The 21,105-nt window shown below is 59.2% G+C and carries 21 protein-coding genes and 1 tRNA gene; 10 read left to right on the top strand and 12 right to left on the bottom strand.

Going from position 1 to position 21,105, the window contains the following annotated elements; all coding sequences use genetic code 11:
- The first annotated feature begins 119 nt into the window (after nt 1–119).
- Entirely contained in the window at nt 120–1,889 is a 1,770-nt protein-coding gene (locus CLU91_RS15185) for an Eco57I restriction-modification methylase domain-containing protein (protein ID WP_100876757.1), read from the top strand.
- On the opposite strand, the gene CLU91_RS15180 is transcribed toward CLU91_RS15185, so the two are convergent.
- The 9 genes from CLU91_RS15180 to dnaA all read right to left on the bottom strand — a co-directional run bounded on the left by CLU91_RS15180 (nt 1,863) and on the right by dnaA (nt 11,490).
- Nucleotides 1,863–2,906 carry a restriction endonuclease gene (locus CLU91_RS15180; protein WP_100874826.1) on the bottom strand — a complete coding sequence of 348 codons (1,044 nt, stop codon included), beginning with the start codon at nt 2,904–2,906 and terminating at the stop codon, nt 1,863–1,865. The genes CLU91_RS15185 and CLU91_RS15180 overlap by 27 nt on opposite strands.
- A complete protein-coding gene (locus tag CLU91_RS15175) occupies nt 2,887–3,138 on the bottom strand; it encodes a helix-turn-helix domain-containing protein (protein WP_100876756.1) in 252 nt (83 codons plus the stop codon). The genes CLU91_RS15180 and CLU91_RS15175 overlap by 20 nt, the downstream gene beginning before the upstream one ends.
- Before the next feature lie 404 nt (nt 3,139–3,542).
- Nucleotides 3,543–5,087 (bottom strand): IS66 family transposase, encoded by a 1,545-nt coding sequence (gene tnpC, locus CLU91_RS15170; protein WP_100874825.1) that lies wholly within the window; start codon nt 5,085–5,087, stop codon nt 3,543–3,545.
- Between the two features lie 29 nt (nt 5,088–5,116).
- Entirely contained in the window at nt 5,117–5,464 is a 348-nt protein-coding gene (gene tnpB / locus CLU91_RS15165; protein WP_070346880.1) for an IS66 family insertion sequence element accessory protein TnpB, read from the bottom strand.
- Complete coding sequence (locus CLU91_RS15160; RefSeq protein WP_100874824.1) at nt 5,461–5,841, bottom strand: transposase; 381 nt, start codon at nt 5,839–5,841, stop codon at nt 5,461–5,463. The genes tnpB and CLU91_RS15160 overlap by 4 nt, the downstream gene beginning before the upstream one ends.
- 158 nt (nt 5,842–5,999) lie before the next feature.
- Nucleotides 6,000–6,074 (bottom strand) — tRNA-Phe (locus CLU91_RS27900).
- 122 nt (nt 6,075–6,196) lie between these two features.
- Nucleotides 6,197–8,695, bottom strand: coding sequence for a DNA topoisomerase (ATP-hydrolyzing) subunit B (gyrB, locus tag CLU91_RS15155; protein WP_100874823.1), 2,499 nt, complete (start codon nt 8,693–8,695; stop codon nt 6,197–6,199).
- A 144-nt stretch (nt 8,696–8,839) separates the two neighbouring features.
- On the bottom strand, nt 8,840–9,946 hold the full coding sequence (dnaN, locus tag CLU91_RS15150; protein WP_034754341.1) for a DNA polymerase III subunit beta: 1,107 nt from the start codon (nt 9,944–9,946) through the stop codon (nt 8,840–8,842).
- A gap of 149 nt (nt 9,947–10,095) precedes the next feature.
- Nucleotides 10,096–11,490 carry a chromosomal replication initiator protein DnaA gene (dnaA, locus tag CLU91_RS15145; RefSeq protein WP_034781304.1) on the bottom strand — a complete coding sequence of 465 codons (1,395 nt, stop codon included), beginning with the start codon at nt 11,488–11,490 and terminating at the stop codon, nt 10,096–10,098.
- A gap of 513 nt (nt 11,491–12,003) precedes the next feature.
- Here dnaA and rpmH point away from each other — a divergent pair.
- The 8 genes from rpmH to CLU91_RS15105 all read left to right on the top strand — a co-directional run bounded on the left by rpmH (nt 12,004) and on the right by CLU91_RS15105 (nt 17,434).
- A complete protein-coding gene (gene rpmH / locus CLU91_RS15140; protein ID WP_010401996.1) occupies nt 12,004–12,138 on the top strand; it encodes a 50S ribosomal protein L34 in 135 nt (44 codons plus the stop codon).
- 23 nt (nt 12,139–12,161) lie between these two features.
- A complete protein-coding gene (rnpA, locus tag CLU91_RS15135; RefSeq protein WP_071650299.1) occupies nt 12,162–12,599 on the top strand; it encodes a ribonuclease P protein component in 438 nt (145 codons plus the stop codon).
- On the top strand, nt 12,596–12,856 hold the full coding sequence (gene yidD, locus CLU91_RS15130) for a membrane protein insertion efficiency factor YidD (RefSeq protein ID WP_099380761.1): 261 nt from the start codon (nt 12,596–12,598) through the stop codon (nt 12,854–12,856). Before rnpA ends, yidD begins: the two co-directional genes overlap by 4 nt.
- A gap of 11 nt (nt 12,857–12,867) precedes the next feature.
- Nucleotides 12,868–14,604, top strand: coding sequence for a membrane protein insertase YidC (gene yidC / locus CLU91_RS15125; RefSeq protein ID WP_100874822.1), 1,737 nt, complete (start codon nt 12,868–12,870; stop codon nt 14,602–14,604).
- A 62-nt stretch (nt 14,605–14,666) separates the two neighbouring features.
- On the top strand, nt 14,667–16,046 hold the full coding sequence (gene mnmE / locus CLU91_RS15120) for a tRNA uridine-5-carboxymethylaminomethyl(34) synthesis GTPase MnmE (protein WP_100874821.1): 1,380 nt from the start codon (nt 14,667–14,669) through the stop codon (nt 16,044–16,046).
- Nucleotides 16,047–16,055: 9 nt separating this feature from the next.
- Nucleotides 16,056–16,355 carry a hypothetical protein gene (locus CLU91_RS15115; RefSeq protein ID WP_100874820.1) on the top strand — a complete coding sequence of 100 codons (300 nt, stop codon included), beginning with the start codon at nt 16,056–16,058 and terminating at the stop codon, nt 16,353–16,355.
- A gap of 188 nt (nt 16,356–16,543) precedes the next feature.
- Nucleotides 16,544–17,113, top strand: coding sequence for a hypothetical protein (locus CLU91_RS15110; protein ID WP_100874819.1), 570 nt, complete (start codon nt 16,544–16,546; stop codon nt 17,111–17,113).
- A 120-nt stretch (nt 17,114–17,233) separates the two neighbouring features.
- Nucleotides 17,234–17,434, top strand: a complete 201-nt coding sequence (locus tag CLU91_RS15105; RefSeq protein WP_100874818.1) for a hypothetical protein — start codon at nt 17,234–17,236, stop codon at nt 17,432–17,434.
- Between the two features lie 18 nt (nt 17,435–17,452).
- On the opposite strand, the gene CLU91_RS15100 is transcribed toward CLU91_RS15105, so the two are convergent.
- Nucleotides 17,453–18,088: an Hpt domain-containing protein gene (locus CLU91_RS15100; RefSeq protein ID WP_071075110.1), complete on the bottom strand. Its 636-nt coding sequence runs from the start codon at nt 18,086–18,088 to the stop codon at nt 17,453–17,455.
- Nucleotides 18,089–18,181: 93 nt separating this feature from the next.
- Nucleotides 18,182–19,138 carry a CAP domain-containing protein gene (locus CLU91_RS15095; protein WP_332870893.1) on the bottom strand — a complete coding sequence of 319 codons (957 nt, stop codon included), beginning with the start codon at nt 19,136–19,138 and terminating at the stop codon, nt 18,182–18,184.
- Between the two features lie 238 nt (nt 19,139–19,376).
- Here CLU91_RS15095 and pssA point away from each other — a divergent pair, with 238 nt between their 5' ends.
- Nucleotides 19,377–20,147, top strand: a complete 771-nt coding sequence (pssA, locus tag CLU91_RS15090) for a CDP-diacylglycerol--serine O-phosphatidyltransferase (protein ID WP_198521476.1) — start codon at nt 19,377–19,379, stop codon at nt 20,145–20,147.
- Here pssA and CLU91_RS15085 read toward each other — a convergent pair.
- Nucleotides 20,144–21,070 (bottom strand): aldo/keto reductase, encoded by a 927-nt coding sequence (locus tag CLU91_RS15085; protein ID WP_100874816.1) that lies wholly within the window; start codon nt 21,068–21,070, stop codon nt 20,144–20,146. The genes pssA and CLU91_RS15085 overlap by 4 nt on opposite strands.
- Nucleotides 21,071–21,105 lie beyond the last annotated feature (35 nt).

The raw sequence follows: 21,105 nt of genomic DNA, 5'->3' as shown, positions 1-21,105 counted from the left end.
CAGGAAATTGGCGACCAGTGTCCTGTCGCCGCCACATTATGAAGGAAGTGCGGTCCTTGGGGGTGTGCGGGCACGAAGTTCGGTTCCCGGCAGTTGAGGTTTCGGGTAAAATGAAGCCTATGAGTAGCCAACTTAATTTCGACGCCGATACGGCACTTCGCCCACGTTACAGTGAAGTTCATCAACAAAAATCCTCCGGTGCAACCTATACGCCCTTGGAATTCGCTGCCTTTGTCGCTAACCAAATGGTTCAAGTGGCAAAGTTTCCTGAGAACGGAAAGATCCGCATCCTTGATCCGGCGTGTGGAGACGGGGCGTTACTGGATGCTTTAATTGCACGCTTGCCGGAAGCAATCAAGAGGCGGATCGAGGTCGTTGGCTACGACACCGACCCAGTAGCTATTGAAATTGCTTCTCGACGCCTTCGGAGGGATTTCCCTGCGGTGGACGTGAGCCTGGAGCAGAAGGATTTTCTCGTTCACGTTCTTAATTTGCAAGGTGGTGGAGACTTGTTGTCCGCTGCTGAAGTGCAAGAGCCTTTCAACCTGGTGATAGCAAATCCACCTTACGTGCGGACCCAGATTATTGGGGCTCAGCAGGCACAACAGCTTGCCCAAAATTTTGGTCTGACTGGGAGGGTTGATCTCTACTACCCATTCTTGCTTGGTATTTCCCAAGTGTTGGCGGAAGACGGCGTGGCCGGTGTCATCACATCAAATCGTTTTATGACCACTCGATCGGGTCAGGCCGTACGACGCGCCATGCTTTCACGCTTCCAGATACTGCATGCATGGGACCTTGGCGACACTAAGCTTTTCGACGCTGCGGTTTTGCCGTCAGTGCTGATCGCACGAGGCACTCGTGACATCCAAAATCCGCATACTGACGGGATTTTTTACTCCTCAATTTATGAGACCAAAGATGTAGCCAATTCTGAGGCAAAAGATGCGCTTGCAGCCTTAAGCGCGGATGATGACACAGTGATCTCAATAGCAGACGGAAGGCGTTTTCGTGTGCGTCACGGGGTGCTTGACAATGGTGGTGACCCAGAAGGTATTTGGCGGGTTGCTACACTTTCTACAGACAATTGGCTGGGCACTGTTGAGGGCAATACTTGGGATACTTTTCGACGGATTGGAAAAATCCGCGTTGGAGTCAAGTCGACGGCAGACAAGGTTTTTGTTCGTAGCGACTGGGATGACCTTCCTGGTGGTCGACCAGAACTCCTGCGACCGTTGATTACGCGAAAATGCGCGCGCCGTTTCAAGGCCGCAATACCCGCGAAGGCTGCGCACATCAAGGAGATCCTTTACCCTCATGAGGTGGCGGGAAGTGGCCGCGCCGCAGTCGATTTGTCGCTCTACCCTGGTGCGGCGCGCTATTTGGAGGCGCACAGGGCGACCTTGGAGGCGCGTACTTACCTTATTGACGCCGGCCGAAAATGGTATGAGCTATGGGTGCCCCAAGATCCTGCAGCATGGCCATTGCCAAAGATAGTCTTCCCCGACATTTCGGACAAGCCGATTTTTTGGATCGATACTGACGGAGGTATCGTTAACGGAGAATGTTATTGGCTACAGTGCGACAATGAGAACGAGCAGGACCTATTGTGGCTGGCGATTGCAGTAGGGAATTCGACGTTCATCGAAACGTTTTACGATCACCGATTTAACAATAAGCTTTATGCGGGGCGTCGACGATTCATTACGCAATATGTGGAATTGTTCCCGCTGCCAGATCCCGAGCGTGATGAATCGAAGGAAATTGTCGCCTTAGCAAAATTAATTCATTCGAAGACGCCATCCGTTGAGGCCGACCAACTTGCAGTCGACCTCGATGGGCTTGTTTGGCGTGTGTTTGGATTAGATCGTGAAAAAATTCCGGGGTAGTGGAATTTGAATTTTTCCATTTGTGATCTTGCCTTCAAACCGACGAAATCGCGTAAAAAAGTCAGCCCCTGTAGTAATGATTAAATGTGTAAGCATCACTTGGCGACCATCCGTTCGCGCGTAGAAAATCGCGTATCGCGTGTCGCAATGCCGAGGATGAAGGCCACCTAGTTGCCTAATGTCGAGACGATCCTCACTGTTAGGGAGCACGAGGCCTAAATCAATTGTGGGCGACGTTTGCAATTTCACTTCGAGCAACTGATGTCTAATGTCGGGAAATTGTCCTTTGTCTTCATAACGACTGTACCCAAGGCATTGGCAGATCATGCTGTGAAGCGCCGCGCCTCGGTTGCGTTCCTGATCCACCCCTGGGTCGGGAAATGACAGGCCGACCAGCTTCGAAAGTCGATCATGAATTTCTTGAATCGGCATTAACCCACCCACGACTGGCTCATCAACCGGGCTAGTTGCTTGCGTGAGCGTTACGCCCGCTTGCACATACGGGATTAGTTCGGGTGTGTCAGAAGCTGAAATCAATTCGTGAGTATTAGTGCCCAGCGTAATGCCCGCCTGGTATTTGGTGGTTATCGTGCCCGTTGTATCTAGCAGGGCCAACTCCTGTCCGTTCACGACCTTCACTTTCAACACGATATCTTGGTCCGAAATTTGGATGATCGCGTAGCGCCGCGTTGGAGATAACTCTTCATTCCAGATCTGAAGATTGTTCGATTTTTGAGTGTACGTATCTAGTTGCTGACCGATAAATCGAGGTTGAGTTTTTTTGAACGATTGGGGTGCGTAGTACCCAAGCGCGTCGCAGACCGCAGTTTTCACGACCTTCGAACGAGTTCGTAAAGGAAGGCCGGCCAGATCGAGCCCAATTAATCCTTGATTGAGTAGGGCCTCCAAGTTCAAAGTTGGGATCCAATAATTGGCGTCTCCTACCTCGATCGGGGAATATATGTCGTATCCAGACGACTGAATGGCGTTTTTGTAGTCAAAGGGTGTCTCGCTCATGCTCCGCTCTTGGGGTTAGCAGTTCCGGGACGCTAACCCCGAGAGCCCCGGCAAGGACCTCAAGTGTGCTGAGTGAAACGTTTCGCTCTTCGCGCTCTACCGATCCAATATATGTACGGTGCAGCTGACAAAGATCCGCCAACTCCTCCTGCGATAACCCGTGATCTTTTCGAAAAGATCGAACGTTTTTTGCAAGCGTTGCGCGTATGGAAGAGCTTGGGGTTCTTAGCATCATCGGAACAGTTAATGGGAAGCTACATTGTTTCCGACGGATGACTTTGATGCTACAGACTATGAGTAGCGAAATTCAATCGAGTTCATTAACAGATGCCATATCCGAGCGTGACCGGCTTTTCAGGGCGAGGATTTGGGTTTGGACTTTTCAGTAGTCCAGATTTTGATTACGAGTCCGCTTGGCCAATATTTTTTCGACGCGAATGATTTCGACCAAGCTGAAGGTTTGCCTTCGCACGATGGGGTCGGGACGATCATACAGAAGGAGGGTAGTCTCCAGGCCAGGCGGATCGGAAATAGACCGGACACGAGGACTACGGTAAGCGTAAAGCCAGCGCCGTCTTGAGCCGGATGTTGATTTGCTAGATGATGGCATCACACCGCTGGGAAGCGGCGTGTTGTTTAGGCTGAGGGGAGCTGTGCGGCACAGTTCCAGGGCAGGAAGTCGCCAACCCGGTTGACCGGATGCTCTGCGATATTTGCCAGTACATGGCGCAGCCAAGCCTCGGGGTCAACACCGCCCAGCTTGGCGGTGCCGATCAGCGAGTAGATGGAAGCAGCGCGCTCGCCACCGCTGTCGGCGCCGGCGAACAGGTAGTTGCGCCGGCCGATGGCGATACCGCGCAGCGCCCGTTCGGCTGCCGAGTTATCGATCTCGATGGCGCCGTTGTCGCAGTAGCGCGTCAGGGCCGACCACAGGTTTAGGGCATACAGGATGGCCGCTGCCGTGTCCGACTTGCGGGACAGCTTTTCCAAAGACGTGCGCAGCCAGCGCTCCAGGTCATCGAGCAAGGGGCATGCTTCTGTCTGCCGCACTGACTTGCGCTGGTCCGGCGGTTTGCCACGGATTTCTGCTTCAATCCGATACAGCTCGGCGATGCGCCGCAGCGCTTCGGTTGTCAGCGGCGATGGCCGTGCTGCATGCAGGTCGTGGAACTTGCGCCGCGCGTGCGCCCAGCAGGCTGCCTCGTGGATATCGCCGCTTTCGTACAGCGCGTTGAAGCCGGCGTAGGCATCGGCTTGCAGCACGCCCTTGAACTGGGTCAGGTGGCTTTGCGGGTGGATGCCCTTGCGATCCGGCGAGTAGGCGAACCACACCGCCGGCGGCGTGTTGTCGCCAGCTGGTCGATCATCACACACGTAGGTCCACAGCCGCCCGGTTTTGGTTTTGCCGTTGCCAGGCGCGAGCACTGGTACCGGCGTGTCATCGGCATGCAATTTAGTGCTAGCCAGTACGTGTTGACGGATGGCATCGACCAGCGGGCGCAGCAGCGCGCTGGCAGCGCCGACCCAGCTGGCCAGCAGGGGCCGGTCCAGCTCGACACCTTCGCGGGCGTAGATCACCGACTGCCGATACAACGGCAGGTGATCCGCGAACTTGGCAACCAGCACATGCGCCAGCAGGCCCGGACCGGCGATACCGCGCGCAATTGGCCGGCTTGGGGCAGGCGCCTGCACGATGGCGTCGCAGCAGCCGCAGGCCAGTTTCGGGCGCACGTGACGGATCACGCGGAAGCTGGCCGGTACGAACTCGAGTTGCTCGGCCACGTCCTCGCCCAGTTGATGCAGCTTGCCGCCGCAGGACGGGCAGGCTTCATCGGGAGGCAGGTAGCGCTGTTCATCACGCGGCAGATGCTCGGGCAAAGGCTTGCGTGCCGCCCGTTTGCGCGGCGCCTGGTCCGCTGCCGGCATCTCCCGTTCGGCCTCGGCGTCGTCGGCCTGCAAGTCTTCAAGCTGCAACTCCAGTTGTTCGATCTGGTGGTCGAGTTTTTCGGACTTGCGGCCGAATTGCATACGTCGCAGCTTAGCAATTTGCAGTTTCAGATGCTCGATCTCGGCGGCGCGGGTATTCAACTGCGCTTTCAAGCCCGCCACTTCGACCTCACGCGCCCACAGCAATGCCTTCAGGGCATCGATGTCGTTGGGCAGGTCGGCAGGGTTGAACATGGACCGAGTTTACGCGAGGTACGCGACGTTTACAAGGCCGCTGTCGGGCGCCAGGTGCGCTCTGGCCGACGCCAGTCTATGCCTTCGAGCAGCATCGACAGCTGTGCCTGCGTCAGTGCGACACTGCCATCGGCGGCCTGCGGCCAGACGAAGCGCCCGCGCTCAAGCCGCTTGGACAGCAGGCACAGGCCATCACCACTCCACCATAGCACCTTGAGCATGTCGCCGCGCCGCCCTCGAAACACGAACACGTGGCCGCTGAACGGGTCTTCGGCCAGCGCCGCCTGCACCTTGACGGCCAGCCCGTTCATACCTGCACGCATGTCGGTGACGCCGGCGGCCAGCCATATCTTCGTGCCTGCTGGCAAGCCGATCATGGCAGTAGCCGCGCCAGCAACAGTGTCAGCGTCGCCGCATCGACCTGGCCCTCCAGGCGCAGCTGGGCCTGGCCCACGCTGAGCACGATCACGCCGGGCGGGACGCTGGCGACCGGTGCACTTGCTGGCAGGGTGTCGAGCACTGTGACGGCCACCAGCTGGCTTGACGCATTGCCGCCGGCAAGCGCCTCGTCACCGAAACGCTTGCGCCAACTGAACAACTGATTGGTCTTGATCTTGAGCTCACGGGCGATCAGCGAAACGGAGGCGCCATCGACCTGCGTACGTGCCACCGCGGCACGCTTGAATTCATCGCTGTGACGGCGATACGGCCCGCGTTTCGCCCTGGTTGTAACTGATTGAATTATTGTGTCCATAAATAAATTTGTGGACACAATCCATTTGTGCCCCAAATTCAATCATGGCATCGTGCGGTACCCAAGGGTAGACGGCGGTGGGCGGACGCTTACGGACTACGTGTACCGGAAACGACAACGCCCACTTGCATGAGTGGGCGTTGCGTGAACGATGTCCTTGGTGGCCCGGGGCGGAATCGAACCACCGACACAAGGATTTTCAATCCTCGTGTCATCAGTTACTGGCTAAGACTGCAGGGATTTTGTATTCAGCTTAGCGAAAACAATAGGCCAGTTGCACAAACTAGCGGTTTTTAGTCGCAAAATTGTAGCGCCAGTTACACATACTTTGGCGCCCTATGTCCGGAAAGCTGGCTTACACGTCAATATTCCCCGCCCGCAGCGCATTATTCTCAATGAACGCGCGGCGTGGTTCCACGTCATCACCCATCAGCGTAGTAAAGATCTGATCCGCCGCAATGGCGTCTTCGATCTGCACTTTCAACAAGCGGCGTACGGTTGGGTCCATCGTCGTTTCCCACAGTTGATCCGGGTTCATTTCGCCCAGACCTTTGTAGCGCTGTTTCGAGACGGTGCGTTCGGCTTCGTCACGCAGCCATTGCATGGCTTGGTGGAAGTCGACCACGGCGATTTCCTTCATGCGCTCGCCTTCGCCGCGGCGGACAAACGCGCCTTCGCCGATCAGGCCTTCGAAGGTGGCGGCGCCGTTGGCCAGCACGGCGTAGTCCGGGCCTTGCACGAAGTCGGCGTCGATGGCCGTCACTTTGATGTTGCCGTGGTGCATGCGCTCGACGCGCAGCATGTGTTTTTCCGACAAATCGTCGGAACGCACGTGCACGCGCACGGCGCTGTCGTTGATGGCCGTCTGCAGGGCCAGGGCGGAGGTTTCCGCCAGGTCCAGCGTCGACAGGTCCAGCTGCACGCCCGTCATGATGGCCGTCAGGGCGGCGCGGTCAATGACGCGCGTCAGACGCGTCATGATGGTGTTCGACAGGTTGAACTTGCGCACCAGTTCCGTCAATGTTTCGCCGGAAATGCCTTCCGCGCCGGTGCGCGGCACCAGCACGGCCGTGTTCAGCGCCACCGTCATCATGTAGCTCGCTTCTTCGGCGTCATCTTTCAGATAGCGCTCGTCGCGGCCCGCTTTGACTTTGTACAGCGGCGGTTGCGCGATGTAGATGTGGCCGCGCTCGACCAGTTGCGGCATCTGGCGGTAGAACAGGGTCAGCAGCAGGGTACGGATGTGGGCGCCGTCGACGTCCGCATCGGTCATGATGATGATGCGGTGGTAGCGCAGTTTCTCGACGTTGAATTCGTCCGGTCCGATCGAGGTGCCGAGCGTGGCGATCAGGGTGGTGATCTGCTCGGACGACAGCATTTTTTCGAAACGGGCTTTTTCCACGTTCAAGACTTTACCGCGCAGCGGCAGAATCGCCTGGAACTTGCGGTCGCGCCCCTGTTTTGCCGAGCCACCTGCCGAGTCACCCTCGACGATGTACAGTTCGCACAGGGCGGGGTCTTTTTCCTGGCAGTCGGCCAGCTTGGCCGACAGGCCCAGGCCATCCATGATGCCTTTGCGGCGCGTCAAATCGCGGGCCTTGCGGGCTGCTTCACGGGCGCGCGCCGCTTCGACGATCTTGCCGCAAATGATCTTGGCGTCGTTCGGTTTTTCTTGCAGGTAATCGGCCAGGGTCTTGGCGACGATCTCTTCGACGGGGCCGCGCACTTCCGACGACACCAGCTTGTCTTTCGTCTGCGACGAGAATTTCGGTTCCGGCACTTTGACCGACAGCACGCAGGTCAGGCCTTCGCGCATGTCGTCGCCGCTGATTTCCACTTTCGCCTTTTTGGCGAACTCGTGTTCATCGATGTATTTGTTGATCACGCGCGTCATGGCCGCGCGCAAGCCCGTCAGGTGGGTGCCGCCGTCGCGTTGCGGGATGTTATTTGTAAAGCACAGCACCTGTTCGTTGTAGGCATCGTTCCACTGCATCGACACGTCGACCGAGATGTTCGTGCCCTGGTCGGACAGGCGCTCGCCCGTGGCCTGGAAAATGGTCGGGTGCAAGACCGACTTGGCCTTGTTGATGTACTCGACGAAACCGCGCGTGCCGCCTTCGAAGGCGAAGATCTCTTCCTTGCCCGTGCGCTGGTCGGACAATTTGATCTTGACGCCATTGTTCAGGAAGGACAGTTCGCGGATGCGCTTGGCCAGGATTTCGTAGTGGAATTCCACATGCGTGAAAATTTCTTCGTCGGCCCAGAAATGCACGTCGGTGCCGCGCTTGTCCGTCTCGCCGATGACCTTGATCGGCGAGGTGGCGATGTCACCCACCATGACGATCTGGCGGTCTTGCGGCACGCCGCGCACGAATTCCATGTGATGCACTTTGCCATCGCGGCGGATGGTCAGTTTCAGCAATTTCGACAGGCCATTGACGCAAGATACGCCCACGCCGTGCAAGCCGCCCGATACTTTATAGGAGTTCTGGTCGAACTTGCCGCCCGCGTGCAGCTCGGTCATGACGATTTCGGCCGCCGAACGCTTCGGATCGTGCTTGTCGTCCATTTTCAGGCCGGTCGGCACGCCGCGGCCATTGTCGGTGATCGAGATCGAATTGTCGCTGTGGATGGTGACGTTGATGTCGGTGCAGTGGCCGGCCAGCGATTCATCGATGGAGTTGTCCAGCACTTCGAATACCAGATGGTGCAAGCCGGTGCCGTCCGAGGTGTCGCCAATGTACATGCCCGGGCGTTTGCGTACGGCTTCCAGGCCTTCCAGGATCTGGATGGAGGAGGCGCCGTATTCTTCCGTTTTGGCCTGGATCGGGGTGTCTTGTGGATTCTCGGACATGGACTGCTTTCTCAATTAACTATTGCGGTAGGGGTCAGACCCTCTGGGTCTGACCCCAGCTTCTCATTGGGGTTTGGGTTGCGTGATTGCTTTAACCCCAACAGCAACTGCCGGGGTCGGACCCAAAGGGTCCGACCCCTATTTTTATATCCGCATCGGCATGACGACGTACTTGAAGTCGGCATTGTCCGGGATGGAGATCAGGGCGGACGAGTTCGAATCGCCGAGCGCGATGTTGACGTATTCGCATTTCAGGTTGTTCAGCACGTCCAGCAGATACGTCACGTTGAAGCCGATGTCGACGGAGTCGCCGCCGTAGTCGATTTCCAGCTCTTCGACGGCTTCTTCCTGGTCCGCATTGGTCGAGCTGATCTTCATGCTGCCTGGGGTGATGATGCAGCGCACGCCCTTGAACTTGTCGCTGGTCATGATGGCGGCACGTTGCAGCGAGCGCAGCAGTTCATCGCGGCCGATGGTGAAGTCGTTTTTGTAACCTTTTGGAATCACGCGCGTGTAGTCGGGGAACTTGCCTTCCACCAGCTTCGAGATCAGCTCGATGTCGGCGAAGGTCAGTTTCACCTGGTTGGCGGCGATGTCCAGCTGCACCGGTTCATCGTTCTCTTCCAGCAGGCGCTGCAGTTCGATGATGGTCTTGCGCGGAATAATCACTTCCTGGCGCGCAAACGTCTGCTCGGTGGCCACCTGGCAAAACGCCAGGCGGTGGCCGTCGGTGGCCACGGCGATGACATTATTGCCATCCAGAACCAGCAGCAAGCCGTTCAGGTAGTAGCGGATGTCTTGCTGCGCCATCGAGAAATGCACCATGTTGAATAGGTGCTTCAGCGTTTTTTGCGGCAGGGTGACGGACGCGTTGTAGCTTTCCGCCTGTTGCACGGTTGGAAACTCTTCCGCCGCCAGGGTTTGCAGGGCGAAGCGCGACTTGCCCGTTTGCACGGTCAGGCGCTTGTTCAGCAGGGTCATCGTGACGTCGCCCGATTCGGGCAGGGCGCGCAAAATGTCCAGCAGCTTGCGCGCGGCCACGGTGGTGCCGGTCACGTCCGCGCCGGAACCGATTTCCGCGTGCGTGGTGATCTGCACTTCGGTGTCGGTCGACAGGAAGGAGACATTTTCACCGTCTTTGCGGATGAGGATATTGGCCAGAATCGGCATAGTGTGCCGACGCTCGACAATACCGCTCACGATCTGCAGTGGCCGGAGAAGGGTATCTCGGGTGGTTTTGACCAATTGCATATTTATCCTCAATGTATAGGTTGAACAGTACGATGTTTAACGTATTAATTTAACAATTGTTGCCATAGGGAGCCCCGACAGACCGGCTGCGGCGCCCTCCCAGATGATAAGGGTAAAGCACGTTTTGAGCCAGTCTTGCCAAGTTGTGCCTAGCCCTTCAACGTTTGCTCCAGCACATGCAATTCGTGGTTGCATTCCGGGTTCTTGGTGCGGTCCAGCGCGATCTTGCGCACGGCATGCAGCACCGTGGTGTGGTCGCGGCCGCCGAACAGCTCGCCGATTTCCGGCAGGCTCTTCTGTGTCAATTCCTTGGCCAGGTACATGGCGATCTGGCGCGGCCGGGCGATATTCGCGGGCCGGCGCTTGGAATACATGTCGGCAACCTTGATATTGAAGAAGTCGGCCACCGTTTTCTGGATGTTTTCCACGGAAATCTGGCGGTTTTGCACCGACAGCAAGTCCTTCAGGGCTTCCTTGACGATATCGATGGTGATGTCTTTGCCATGGAAACGCGAGTACGCCAGAATTTTGCGCAGTGCGCCTTCGAGCTCGCGCACGTTCGAGCGCAAGTGCTTGGCGACAAAGAAAGCCACGTCGTCGGAGAAGGTCACGCCTTCCTGCTTGGCTTTTTTCAACAGAATCGCCACGCGCATTTCCAGTTCCGGCGGCTCGATGGCCACCGTCAGGCCCGAGTCGAAGCGCGAGATCAACCGGTCGTCCATGCCCGTGATTTCCTTCGGATAGGTATCCGAGGTGATGATGATCTGTTTCTTAGCGGCAATTAATGCCTCGAACGCATAGAAAAACTCTTCCTGCGTGCGGCTCTTGCCGCCAAAGAACTGGATATCATCGATCAGCAGCATGTCGAGCGAGTGATAGTAATGCTTGAAATCGTCGAAACCCTTGCGCTGGTAAGCGGTCACTACGTCGCGAACGTACTGTTCTGCGTGGATGTAGCGGATCTTTGCACCCGGATTGTCGGCCATCACCTGGTTGCCGATGGCGTGGATCAAGTGGGTTTTACCGAGGCCGACGCCGCCGTAGAAGAACAGCGGGTTATACGACACGCCCGGATTGTTCGCCACCTGGATGGCGGCGGCGCGCGCCAGCTGGTTGGCCTTGCCCGTCACGAAGCTGTCGAAGGTCAGGTCGGTGTTGATGCGGCTCTGCTCGCGGCGCGGCGCGGCGCCGATGCTCAGTTCCGGCACGCTGGGCTGCGGTTCCGCGGCGCGCGCGCTGGGCGCGCCGCCATTCGGATCGCTGGCCGGGGTGCTGGCGGTGACGGGTTTCTTCGGCAGGGCCAGGCGCGGGTCGAGCACGAACTGCACTTCCGTGGGCGCTTCGAAGTACTGTATGGCCAGCGCAGTGATGCGGCTGGCGAACTGGGTCTTGACCCAATCGAGCTTGAAGCGATTGGGCGCAGCAATGCGCAGCTTGCCCTCTTCGTAATCGAGAGGGATAAGCGGTTTGATCCACGCACTGAATTGTTGCGGTGTCAGCTCCAGTTCCAACTGCGCGGAACAGGCCTGCCAGAAATTATCCATGTATGTCTATGTGAAAAGGTGTGGGAGGGCGTATCGATTCTGCCCTGCGTTCACCGTGTTGCAAGGCCGGCGTCGCGCGAGGGCTCGCCACACGTAACGCGCTATTCTACTCCCGACTGCCAAAGTTATCCACAGGCACGACTGTTATTTTTCTGTGGCGGGGTGGGGCGCCGTGTGTATAAGAGGCGACTTATCCCCCGGTTATCCCGTTGCAGGCAGTGCTGGCGCGGCCTGTGGCGGGGGCGTGCCGGCGGATGGGGCCCGGCGCGAAAATTTCCGGGCGATCACGGCAATCCTTGACAAGAGGGGGGCATATGCTGAATAATTCAGGGTTCCCCGCCCGTATTCCGTGTTTATTCATTTGGAACGACAATATGGACTAAGCGTGGATTAAGCGGGCGATGAGATTGGCCAGCTTGTGCCTTGGCATAAGTGCGCGATTGTCATTGGCACCAAAAACTGACGGGACGTCAGACCCGATTTTGCATTTTTTTTGTTTTTAGCGAGACCAACATGAAACGTACTTACCAACCTTCCGTCGTTCGCCGCAAGCGTACGCACGGCTTCCGCGCTCGTATGGCTACCCGTGGTGGCCGTGATGTGCTCAACGCACGTCGCGCAAAGGGCCGCAAACGTCTGGCCGTCTAGGCTTGTCGTTGACAGCTGATCGCGTGGCTAGCTGTACTCCAGTCGGCAATCAACGCGAAGGTTCACACGACTTCGCGCGCTTTCGGCGTATCGTTAAAACGGATGAATTTTCATCCGTTTTTCGTTTGCGCCCTTCGCAAAAAACAGCGCATTTTGTGCTGTACACCCGACACAATCAATTGCCGCATGCGCGGCTGGGCGTCGTTGTGGCGAAGCGTTTCGCGCCACGCGCGGCGACCCGCAACACGATCAAGCGCGTCACGCGCGAGCTGTTTCGCAACAGCGCGATGCCGCCGGTCGACTGCGTGGTGCGTTTGTCGCGCGCCGTCAACAGCAAGGATGGCCCGGCCACCACGAGCAAGCTCAAAGCCGAGCTGCGTGAAGAATTGAGCCGCCTGTTCGCGGCGCAAATCGCCGCCCAGGCCCGCTCTGTTGCTGCGCCACCACCATCCGCGCCATGAAAACCCTGCTGCTGTTCCTGCTGCGCGCTTATCAGTTGCTGATCAGCCCCATGCTGGGACAGAATTGCCGTTTCTATCCGAGTTGTTCGCATTACGCGATGGAAGCGCTGCGCGTGCACGGTACTGCCAAGGGCAGCCTGCTGGCTGCCAAGCGGCTGTGCCGTTGCCACCCCTGGAATGAAGGGGGCGTCGACCCGGTGCCGCCGGCCGACGCTAAACAATCTTCAACGACCGCTTGCGGTTGCAACCACTCCTGACAAATACCCTAATGGATATCAATAAACGTACCATCCTGTGGATCGTGTTTTCCGTCTCGCTGGTAATTCTCTGGAACGAATGGATGATCTCGAACGGCAAGCCGTCGATGTTCTCCGCGAACACGGAACAAACCGCCAAGGCGCCTGCGACCCCTGCCAAGACGGCTGCTCTGGCTGCCTCGGCTGCGGCAGGCGTGCCTGCCCTGCCGGGTGATGCTGTCGATCCCGCCGCGTTCAAGCGCGAAGTGATTACCATCACCACCGACGTCATCAAGGTCGATATCGACACCCTGGGCGGCCAGGTCAAGCGTCTGGAATTGCTGAAGTTCAAGGGCGCAGGCAATCCGGGCTGGTTCGGCGGCTGCTTCGGCCTGTTCAAATGGTGCCAGCCTGACGAAGGCAAGCAAAACGAAGTGCTGTTCGACGAAGGCGCGAACCACACCTACCTGGCGCAATCGGGCCTGGTCGGCGGTCCGTTCCCTACCCATGCGAGCGCTTTCACCGTGCAGCCTGGCGTGCGCACCATCGGTGACGGCAAGCAAGTGCAACTGGTGATGGAAGCGGTCGAAGGCGGCGTCAAGCTGACCAAGACGTTTACGTTCAAGCGCGGCGACTACGTCATCGACGTGCGCCACGACGTGGCCAACGTGGGCGCGGCACCCGTCACGCCACAGCTGTATCTGCAACTGACGCATGACGGCAACAAGCCGGTCGGCGATTCGTTCTTCAACAGCAGCTTCACGGGCCCGACCCTGTACACGCCGCAAGACAAGTACCAGAAGCTGACGTTCGAGAAAATCGAAAAAGCGGCCATGGAAGACGAGAAAAAGGGCAACGACAACGCCATGAAGGGCCTGCATCCGGCCACGGCGAATGGCGGCTGGTTTGCGATTTCGCAACATTTCTTCGTTTCCGCCTTTGTTCCGCCTGAAAACGCCAAGCGCGACATCTTCACCAAGAAGGTCGGCCCGAACCTGTACGCCATCGGCAACGTGCTGCCATTGCCTACCCTGGCGCCAGGCGCCACGGCCAGCATGGACAGCAAGCTGTACTCGGGTCCGCAAATCGCGCACCTGCTGGAATCGGTATCGCCTGGCCTGGAACTGGTCAAGGATTACGGCTGGCTGACCATCATCGCCAAGCCGATCTTCTGGGTCATGGAACACATCCACAGCGTGCTGGGCAACTGGGGCTGGACCATCATCGCCTTCACGATCCTGATCAAGCTGGCGTTCTTCCCCCTGTCGGCCGCCGGCTACCGCAGCATGGCCAAGATGAAACTGGTCACGCCGAAGATGCAAGCGATCCGCGAGCGCTACAAAGGCGATCCGCAAAAGATGAACCAGGCCACGATGGAGCTGTACAAGACGGAAAAGATCAATCCGCTGGGCGGCTGCCTGCCGATCCTGATCCAGATGCCCGTCTTTATCGCGCTGTATTGGGTACTGAACGCGTCCGTGGAAATCCGTGGCGCGCCATGGATCGGCTGGATCACCGACCTGGCCCAGCATGACCCATGGTGCATCCTGCCCGTGCTGTACGCGATCTCGATGTACATCACGACCAAGCTGAACCCGGCCCCGGCCGATCCGATGCAAGCGAAGATGATGCTGTTCATGCCACTGGCATTCTCGGTGATGTTCTTCTTCTTCCCGTCGGGCTTGGTACTCTACTGGGTCGTCAACAACGTCCTGTCGATCGGCCAGCAATGGGTGATCACCAAGAAATACGCGCCTGCCGCCAAGTAATTCCGGCCAGCGAACAGAAAGCCCGCCTCGCGCGGGCTTTTTTTTAATCTACAATATCCCCCATGAAACTCGACTCTTCCCCTATCGCCGCCATCGCCACCGCACCCGGACGCGGCGGCATCGGCGTGGTACGCGCCTCCGGCAAAAACCTCGCTCCGCTGATGACGGCCCTGTTCGGCGCGCAGCAACTCAAACCGCGCCACGCCACCTATCTGCCGTTCACGGAAGCCGACGGCAGCATCATCGACCAGGGCATCGCCATCCACTTCAAGGGCCCGCAGTCGTACACGGGCGAAGACGTGCTGGAATTGCAGGGCCACGGCGGCCCCATCGTGTTGCAACTGCTGCTGGCGCGCGTGCTCGAAGCGGGCAAGGACAACGGCTTGCGCCTGGCCGAGCCGGGCGAATTCACGCGCCGCGCTTTTCTCAATGACAAGCTCGATCTGGCGCAAGCCGAAGCCGTGGCCGACCTGATCGACGCGTCCACGGAAGCGGCCGCCAAGTCCGCTTCGCAATCGCTGTCGGGCGCGTTCTCGAACACCATCCACGCGCTGGTGGAGCAGGTGACGGGCTTACGCATGCTGGTCGAGGCGACGCTGGACTTCCCGGAAGAAGAAATCGATTTCCTGGAAAAATCGAATGCGCGCGGCCAGTTGAAAGCCGTCATCGAAGCGCTCAATAAAGTGTTTGCGCAGGCGGCGCAGGGCGCGCTGCTGCGCGAAGGCTTGAATGTCGTGCTGGCGGGCCAGCCGAACGTGGGCAAATCGTCGCTGCTGAACGCGCTGGCCGGCGCCGACGTGGCGATCGTCACGCCGATCGCTGGCACCACGCGCGACAAGGTCAGCGAAACCATCCAGATCGAAGGCATTCCACTCAACATCATCGATACGGCCGGCATCCGCAGCGCGGGCGACACCATCGATGTCGTCGAGCGCATCGGCATCGAACGCACCTGGGGCGAAATCGGCAAGGCCGACGTGATTTTGCACCTGCTCGACGCCGACCATGGTCCCACGCTGGCCGATGAAAGCATCGTCGCCGCCTTCCCCGAAGGCGTGCCCGTGGTGCGCGTGTGGAACAAGATTGACCTGTCCGGCCACAAGCCCGGCGTGGACAGCTTGCCGGACGCCACGCACGTGTATCTGTCGGCGCACGAGCACATCGGCATCGACTTGCTGCGCGCCGAGCTGTTGCGCATCGCGGGCTGGCAGCAGACGGGCGAATCGCTGTACCTGGCGCGCGAACGCCATTTGATTGCCTTGAAATCGGCCGGCAAGCACCTCGACATCGCCGCCGCGCACGCGGCGCAGGATGACCAGTCGCTGGACCTGTTCGCCGAAGAGCTGCGCCTGGCGCAGGTGCAGCTGTCGAGCATCACGGGCGAGTTTTCGCCTGACGATCTGCTGGGCGTGATCTTCAGCCGTTTCTGTATCGGCAAATAAGGAGGTTCGATGAAGCTTGTGCTCGCTTTCATGCTGGGCTGCCTGCCTATGCTGGCTGGCGCCCAGGAAAAGTTGCCGCGCGACGTGGCCCGGTTCGTCGAGAACGCCCAGATGTGCGAGCACTTTGCCGGCGAATGGGATGACAACGACAAGGCGCGCCAGCGCGAGATCACGCAGGCCGTCGAGCAATCGTGCGGCCAGGCGCAGAAGCAGTGGAAACGGCTGTCTGCCAAGTATGCTGGACAGCCGAAGTGGCAAAAAATTATAGACGAGCATGCGAATGATGCCGTCAGGAGCTTTCGGAAATAAGCATCAGCGGTGTTTTGCGCCTGGCGCAGGTGCAACTGTCGAGCGCCACGGGTGAATTTTCGCCTGATGATTCATGGGATGTGGTTTCAGCCGGCTCTGTATCCGCAAGCAAATTCATATTGATTGCGGAACAGCAATAGCTTGCCGTGTGACGGTTTTATAGTCGGAATTCCCAACCAGGAGTTCCTATGACATATCCTTCATTCCCGCGTAGCACCGCTATTATTCTTTTCGCATTGGCGCTTGTTTCTCCTGGCGCGGTTTTGGCTGCCGCCCCTTTGCAATTGACGATCGACACTGTGCTACCGCCTGATCCTGGTGCTGCTGGCAAACAAACGCTTGCCGGTATTGATAGCAATGATAATGGCGTGCGCGATGATGTCGAGTTGTTTCTGCTGCGGCATTTTTCGCGAGATGCCCGGCTGCTGCGGGGCATGGCAAATGTTGCCATCAGCAGCCAGGCGGCTATTCTGGCCACCACACCCAGGGAATCGTCACATGCGCATTCGATGGCGATACGCAGCAGTGAATGCCTGGCTGGCCTTGGCGAGCTGGTCCCCGAGGATGAAAACAAGGTAGCTCAAGTGATGGCCTTGCTTGTCAATACACCCCAGCGCAAGGAAGCCATCCAGGCGCACGGTGCGCGTCTTGCCAATATGACTTTCGTCATGCGGCAGGAGACAGAGTGGGAGCCTTACTGCATGGAACGGGCCGATCTTGTGGGGCCGAGTGTGCAAACCCAGCCTCGCCGCGAATAGCGCCATTTGCTGCCATGGATACCACGGGAGCGCGGTCTATTGAGCATGCTCATACCGTATCAACTTTAATGACGTAATCTTGCTGAGCGGCCTTGAAGTGCCGCTAGGAAAGGAAGCGCCATGGACAGCAAACAGCCGGATGTCGTGGAATGCGAGGGTGAGGTAGTGGCGCGACCACTGCCCGCCATGCCGGAATTGATCGCCTCCTTGCCGCCGAAAGGCGCGTGTTGGTATTGCGACAAGCCGCTCGATGCCGTGCGCCGTTTCTGTTGCAAGAGTTGTGGCGTGGCGTATGCGGAAGAGGCGCAGTACAGCAGCTAAGCGGTAGCGGGCTGAGCGCTAGCGCCGCCGCAGCAGCGCCGCCAGCGCGCCATCGAAATCGAATTCGTGCGCAGCGGCCGCCACTTCCTGGTAGACGTGCACGCCCAGGCTGGCGGCCAGCAGGCTGGCCGAGTTTTCCAGGATGTCGATGGCCGCGCCGTCGCCTTCGCGCAGATGGCTGGCCAGGCGCGCCAGCAGCAGCTGGATGGCCGGCGCGGCCGGGTCGGGTGCCACGTCCTGCGCCGCCGTGTGGGTGGTCTCCGGCGTGCCCAGCATGCTGCTGACGGCGCCCAGCAATTGATCCTGCGCCAGTTCCAGCTGCAGCATTTGCTGCGCCAGGTCGGGCGCCTGCGCGCGCAGTGCCGACTCCAGGGTTGTCGCCAGGCCGTGCACGTGGCGCGCACCGATCATGCCGGCGGCGCCTTTCAGGGTATGCGCTTTCAGGCGCGCGGAAGCATAGTTGCCCGTGTCGAATTCGGCGCGGATCTGGCACGGCGTGGTGCCATGGTCGTGCAGGAAGCGGCGCAAGATCTTCAGGTACAGGATGCGGTCGCCCATAATGCGGCCCAGTCCGTTCTCGACGTCGAGAATACGGACCATGTCGGATGCCGCAACGGCGGCATCATCATCGCAAGTGGCGTGTGGTTTCAGCATGCTGTGCAGAGAGCCCCAAAACGTGACACTGTCGTAAAGCAGGAACCGCTATTTTACATCCTGTCGTGCTCGACACTGCGCCCGCTTGCCACGCTAGCGCGTGCTGAATGACCAGCTGCGCGCGACGTCCGCGCCATTGACTTTGCCGATGAAACTCACGTCATAGGTCGTGGCCGCCAGCAGCGGGGCCAGCGGGATGATGGCGGCCACCGAGCGCGATGTATTGATGGCATCGGTCTGCTTGCTGAGCAGGCGTACCGCCAGATCCGCGCTGGCGCCGTGCTGGCGCACGGTGAATGCCGTCACGCTGAGGGTGGCGTCGAAATTCGCATGGACACTGATCGGGTAGCCGACCACGTTCTGGTTCGGCACGGGATCGGGCTCTTCCTCATCGCTGGAAAAGCTGGTGGCGACCTTGACCTGTCCGTTGAACGGGTAGCTGACGATCTGTCCGGCCGGCAAACCGGGGCCGTAGCGGCTATTGCCGGCCAGGTCGGTGGTGAAATAGGCGTAGCCGCTGTTGTTGACGGCCGCCCCGGCGCCGCCTTCCTTGAAGATCGGTTCAAAGACGAGGAAGCGGTGATACACGGCCGTGATCAGGTTTTCCGCCATGTAGAAACCGGAGTTGGTCGCCACGCCCGCGATGACTTCGCCCCAGACGGACGTGACGCCATAGTTTGACGCGCTCAGGCGGTCATACAGTGTTTCTCCGGTAAAGCCGGGTTTGCCTTTAACTTGATTGTGCACCACCACATTATTGCTGTTCAGATAGTTGGAGTGGCCGAGCGCCGCGTTGTCGATCAGCTGATTGCGCACCAGTGGCGCCAGGCCGATCTGGCTGCGCCGGTAGTTGAACCAGTTGAAACCATCGGTGGCAATATTGTTGCTGACGGCGGGAGCGCCCGCTTCCTGTGCCAGCTGCCCGGCCGGGGTCGAAGTGTTTTGCGCAACATTGCTGCTGTCGCTGCCGCCTCCGCCACAGGCGCTCAACAGGGCTGCGCTCAGCAGGGCGGGTATCCAGCGTTTCCAACGCAGTGACGAGACAATCAAGTTGACTCCTGTATAGGTGGGCGGACAGAGGTGGGGGCCGGCGTGCTGCCCGCTGAATCGATTTTAAGGCATTTTGATCTGCAGTAGCGCATCCATGAAAAGATATGTCGCGCGCTCGTGCGCGGACGCTACCGCAGCTGCGCAGGGTAGAATGAGTGCAGCGCAGCGTTTGCCGCTGCATTGCCTCATTCCCGCTACTTTGATTGCCCATAATTTGAACACCTTGCCCAAGTCGCGCCTGCAGCGCGCCAAATACGCCTTGCCCAGCATGGTGACTTTGCTGTCGATAGCCTGCGGCTTTGCCAGCATCGTCATTGCCGTCGATAACGCCCGGGTGGGCGACGCGGATGCCTACCGCCTGGCGGCGGCGCTGCTGGTGCTGGCCGGCGTGTTTGACGCGCTCGACGGCTATGTGGCGCGCCTGACGAACACCAGTTCCCAGTTCGGCGTGCAGCTCGATTCCATCGCCGACGTGATGAATTTCGGCTGTGCCCCGGCCGTCTTGTTGTACTGCTATGGTTTTGTGCAGATGGGCGTGCACGATCCGCTGCTGCTGCGCTTTGGCGGCATGGCCAGCTTTTTCTTTGTTGCCTGCGGCGCCATGCGCCTGGCGCGTTTCAATGTGAATGTGGGGCGCACCGACCCGCTGTATTTTGTCGGCATGCCGATCACTGCCGGGGCCGCCTGCGTGGCGGCCGTGGTGGTGGCCTGGCCGGCGCCCATCGATTCCATGCTGCACAGCTATCTGCTGATGTTGCTGCTCGTCGGCGTGGGCAGCCTGATGGTGTCGACCTTGCGTTTTCCCAGCTCCAAGCAAAAGAAAAGCCTGGCCGCGGTGCTGGTGCTGATCCTTGCCATCGCCCTGCTCGTGTGGCTGAAAACGAGCTTCTTCGCGCTGTTCTTCGCCGTCTACATCGGCGCCACGCTGCTGCTGAACCTGGCGTGGTATCTGGGCTGGCGCGGTATTGCGCTTCCCCAGGTTTTCAACGACCCGGATGAAATAGACTAAGCCACCTCGTGCCCGCGTGCGGCGCGCAGGATGGCGAACCAGTCGCTGCGGCTGAGCGTGAACTGCGTGCCTTCCACGGCCACGCCGACGGCCTCGATGCGGCCCGTGCCCGTCAGCGGCAGGGGCCGGCATGGCAGCTGCATGATCCACGCAAACACCACGCTGGCAAACGGCCGCTGCAGTTGATCCGCGATCTGCTTGATGACATTGCGCAAGTTCTCCACATTCGCATCACCCCCCTGGAACAGACGGCCGCCCGCCAGCGGCGACCAGATCATCGGCGCCACGCCCACATCCTGCAAGCCGTCGAAGGTTTCGTCGAACAGGGGCGCCACGTGCAGCGGCGAAAACTCCACCTGGTTCGTCACCAGCGGGAAGCGCCGGTGCAGGCATTCGAACTGGTGGCGGCTGAAATTCGACACGCCAAAGTGCAGCACCTTGCCCGCTTGCTTGAGCTGGGTGAACGCGCCGGCGATCTCGTCGAAATCCATCAGCGGGTCGGGACGGTGGATCAGCAGCAAGTCCAGGCGGTCCGTGTGCAGCTGGCGCAAGGTCTGCTCCACGGAACTGGTGATGTGCGCCGCGCTCGTGTCGTAATGCTGGATGGCATGACCTGGGCGGTGTGGCGAGAGCAGCTTGATGCCGCATTTGCTGACCAGCTCCATCTTGTCGCGCAAGCCCGGCTGCAAGGCCAGCGCTTCGCCGAACAAGCCTTCGGCGCTGTAGTCGCCATAGATATCGGCATGGTCGAAACTCGATACGCCCAGCGCCAAGCATTGCTCGATGAAGGCCAGGCGCTGCTGCGCCGACATATTCCACTCGCCGATGCGCCACATGCCGGCGACGATGCGCGACAGTTCGGGGCCGTTGGCACTCAAACGGCTGCGCGGTGCTTGCAGGCTGGCGGGAATTGCATGGCTCATGGGCTGGCTTTCTGATGGTGGCGTGAAGGGATACG

Source organism: Janthinobacterium sp. 64 (genome assembly GCF_002813325.1).
Taxonomy (GTDB): Bacteria; Pseudomonadota; Gammaproteobacteria; order Burkholderiales; family Burkholderiaceae_D; genus Janthinobacterium.
The sequence above is the reverse complement of the archived record's forward strand: the minus strand, read 5'-3'. Positions and strand labels throughout refer to the sequence as shown.

What these genes read in the sequence shown, in the direction of transcription:
- dnaN (WP_034754341.1), bottom strand. Translation starts at nt 9,946, where the DNA reads ATGCAATTGGTCAAAACCACCCGAGATACCCTTCTCCGGCCACTGCAG.
- CLU91_RS15110 (WP_100874819.1), top strand. Translation starts at nt 16,544, where the DNA reads ATGACATATCCTTCATTCCCGCGTAGCACCGCTATTATTCTTTTCGCA.
- CLU91_RS15160 (WP_100874824.1), bottom strand. Translation starts at nt 5,841, where the DNA reads ATGGACACAATAATTCAATCAGTTACAACCAGGGCGAAACGCGGGCCG.
- tnpB (WP_070346880.1), bottom strand. Translation starts at nt 5,464, where the DNA reads ATGATCGGCTTGCCAGCAGGCACGAAGATATGGCTGGCCGCCGGCGTC.
- tnpC (WP_100874825.1), bottom strand. Translation starts at nt 5,087, where the DNA reads ATGTTCAACCCTGCCGACCTGCCCAACGACATCGATGCCCTGAAGGCA.
- yidC (WP_100874822.1), top strand. Translation starts at nt 12,868, where the DNA reads ATGGATATCAATAAACGTACCATCCTGTGGATCGTGTTTTCCGTCTCG.
- dnaA (WP_034781304.1), bottom strand. Translation starts at nt 11,490, where the DNA reads ATGGATAATTTCTGGCAGGCCTGTTCCGCGCAGTTGGAACTGGAGCTG.
- yidD (WP_099380761.1), top strand. Translation starts at nt 12,596, where the DNA reads ATGAAAACCCTGCTGCTGTTCCTGCTGCGCGCTTATCAGTTGCTGATC.
- rpmH (WP_010401996.1), top strand. Translation starts at nt 12,004, where the DNA reads ATGAAACGTACTTACCAACCTTCCGTCGTTCGCCGCAAGCGTACGCAC.
- CLU91_RS15085 (WP_100874816.1), bottom strand. Translation starts at nt 21,070, where the DNA reads ATGAGCCATGCAATTCCCGCCAGCCTGCAAGCACCGCGCAGCCGTTTG.
- CLU91_RS15180 (WP_100874826.1), bottom strand. Translation starts at nt 2,906, where the DNA reads ATGAGCGAGACACCCTTTGACTACAAAAACGCCATTCAGTCGTCTGGA.
- mnmE (WP_100874821.1), top strand. Translation starts at nt 14,667, where the DNA reads ATGAAACTCGACTCTTCCCCTATCGCCGCCATCGCCACCGCACCCGGA.
- CLU91_RS15100 (WP_071075110.1), bottom strand. Translation starts at nt 18,088, where the DNA reads ATGCTGAAACCACACGCCACTTGCGATGATGATGCCGCCGTTGCGGCA.
- CLU91_RS15115 (WP_100874820.1), top strand. Translation starts at nt 16,056, where the DNA reads ATGAAGCTTGTGCTCGCTTTCATGCTGGGCTGCCTGCCTATGCTGGCT.
- CLU91_RS15105 (WP_100874818.1), top strand. Translation starts at nt 17,234, where the DNA reads ATGGACAGCAAACAGCCGGATGTCGTGGAATGCGAGGGTGAGGTAGTG.
- CLU91_RS15175 (WP_100876756.1), bottom strand. Translation starts at nt 3,138, where the DNA reads ATGCTAAGAACCCCAAGCTCTTCCATACGCGCAACGCTTGCAAAAAAC.
- CLU91_RS15185 (WP_100876757.1), top strand. Translation starts at nt 120, where the DNA reads ATGAGTAGCCAACTTAATTTCGACGCCGATACGGCACTTCGCCCACGT.
- gyrB (WP_100874823.1), bottom strand. Translation starts at nt 8,695, where the DNA reads ATGTCCGAGAATCCACAAGACACCCCGATCCAGGCCAAAACGGAAGAA.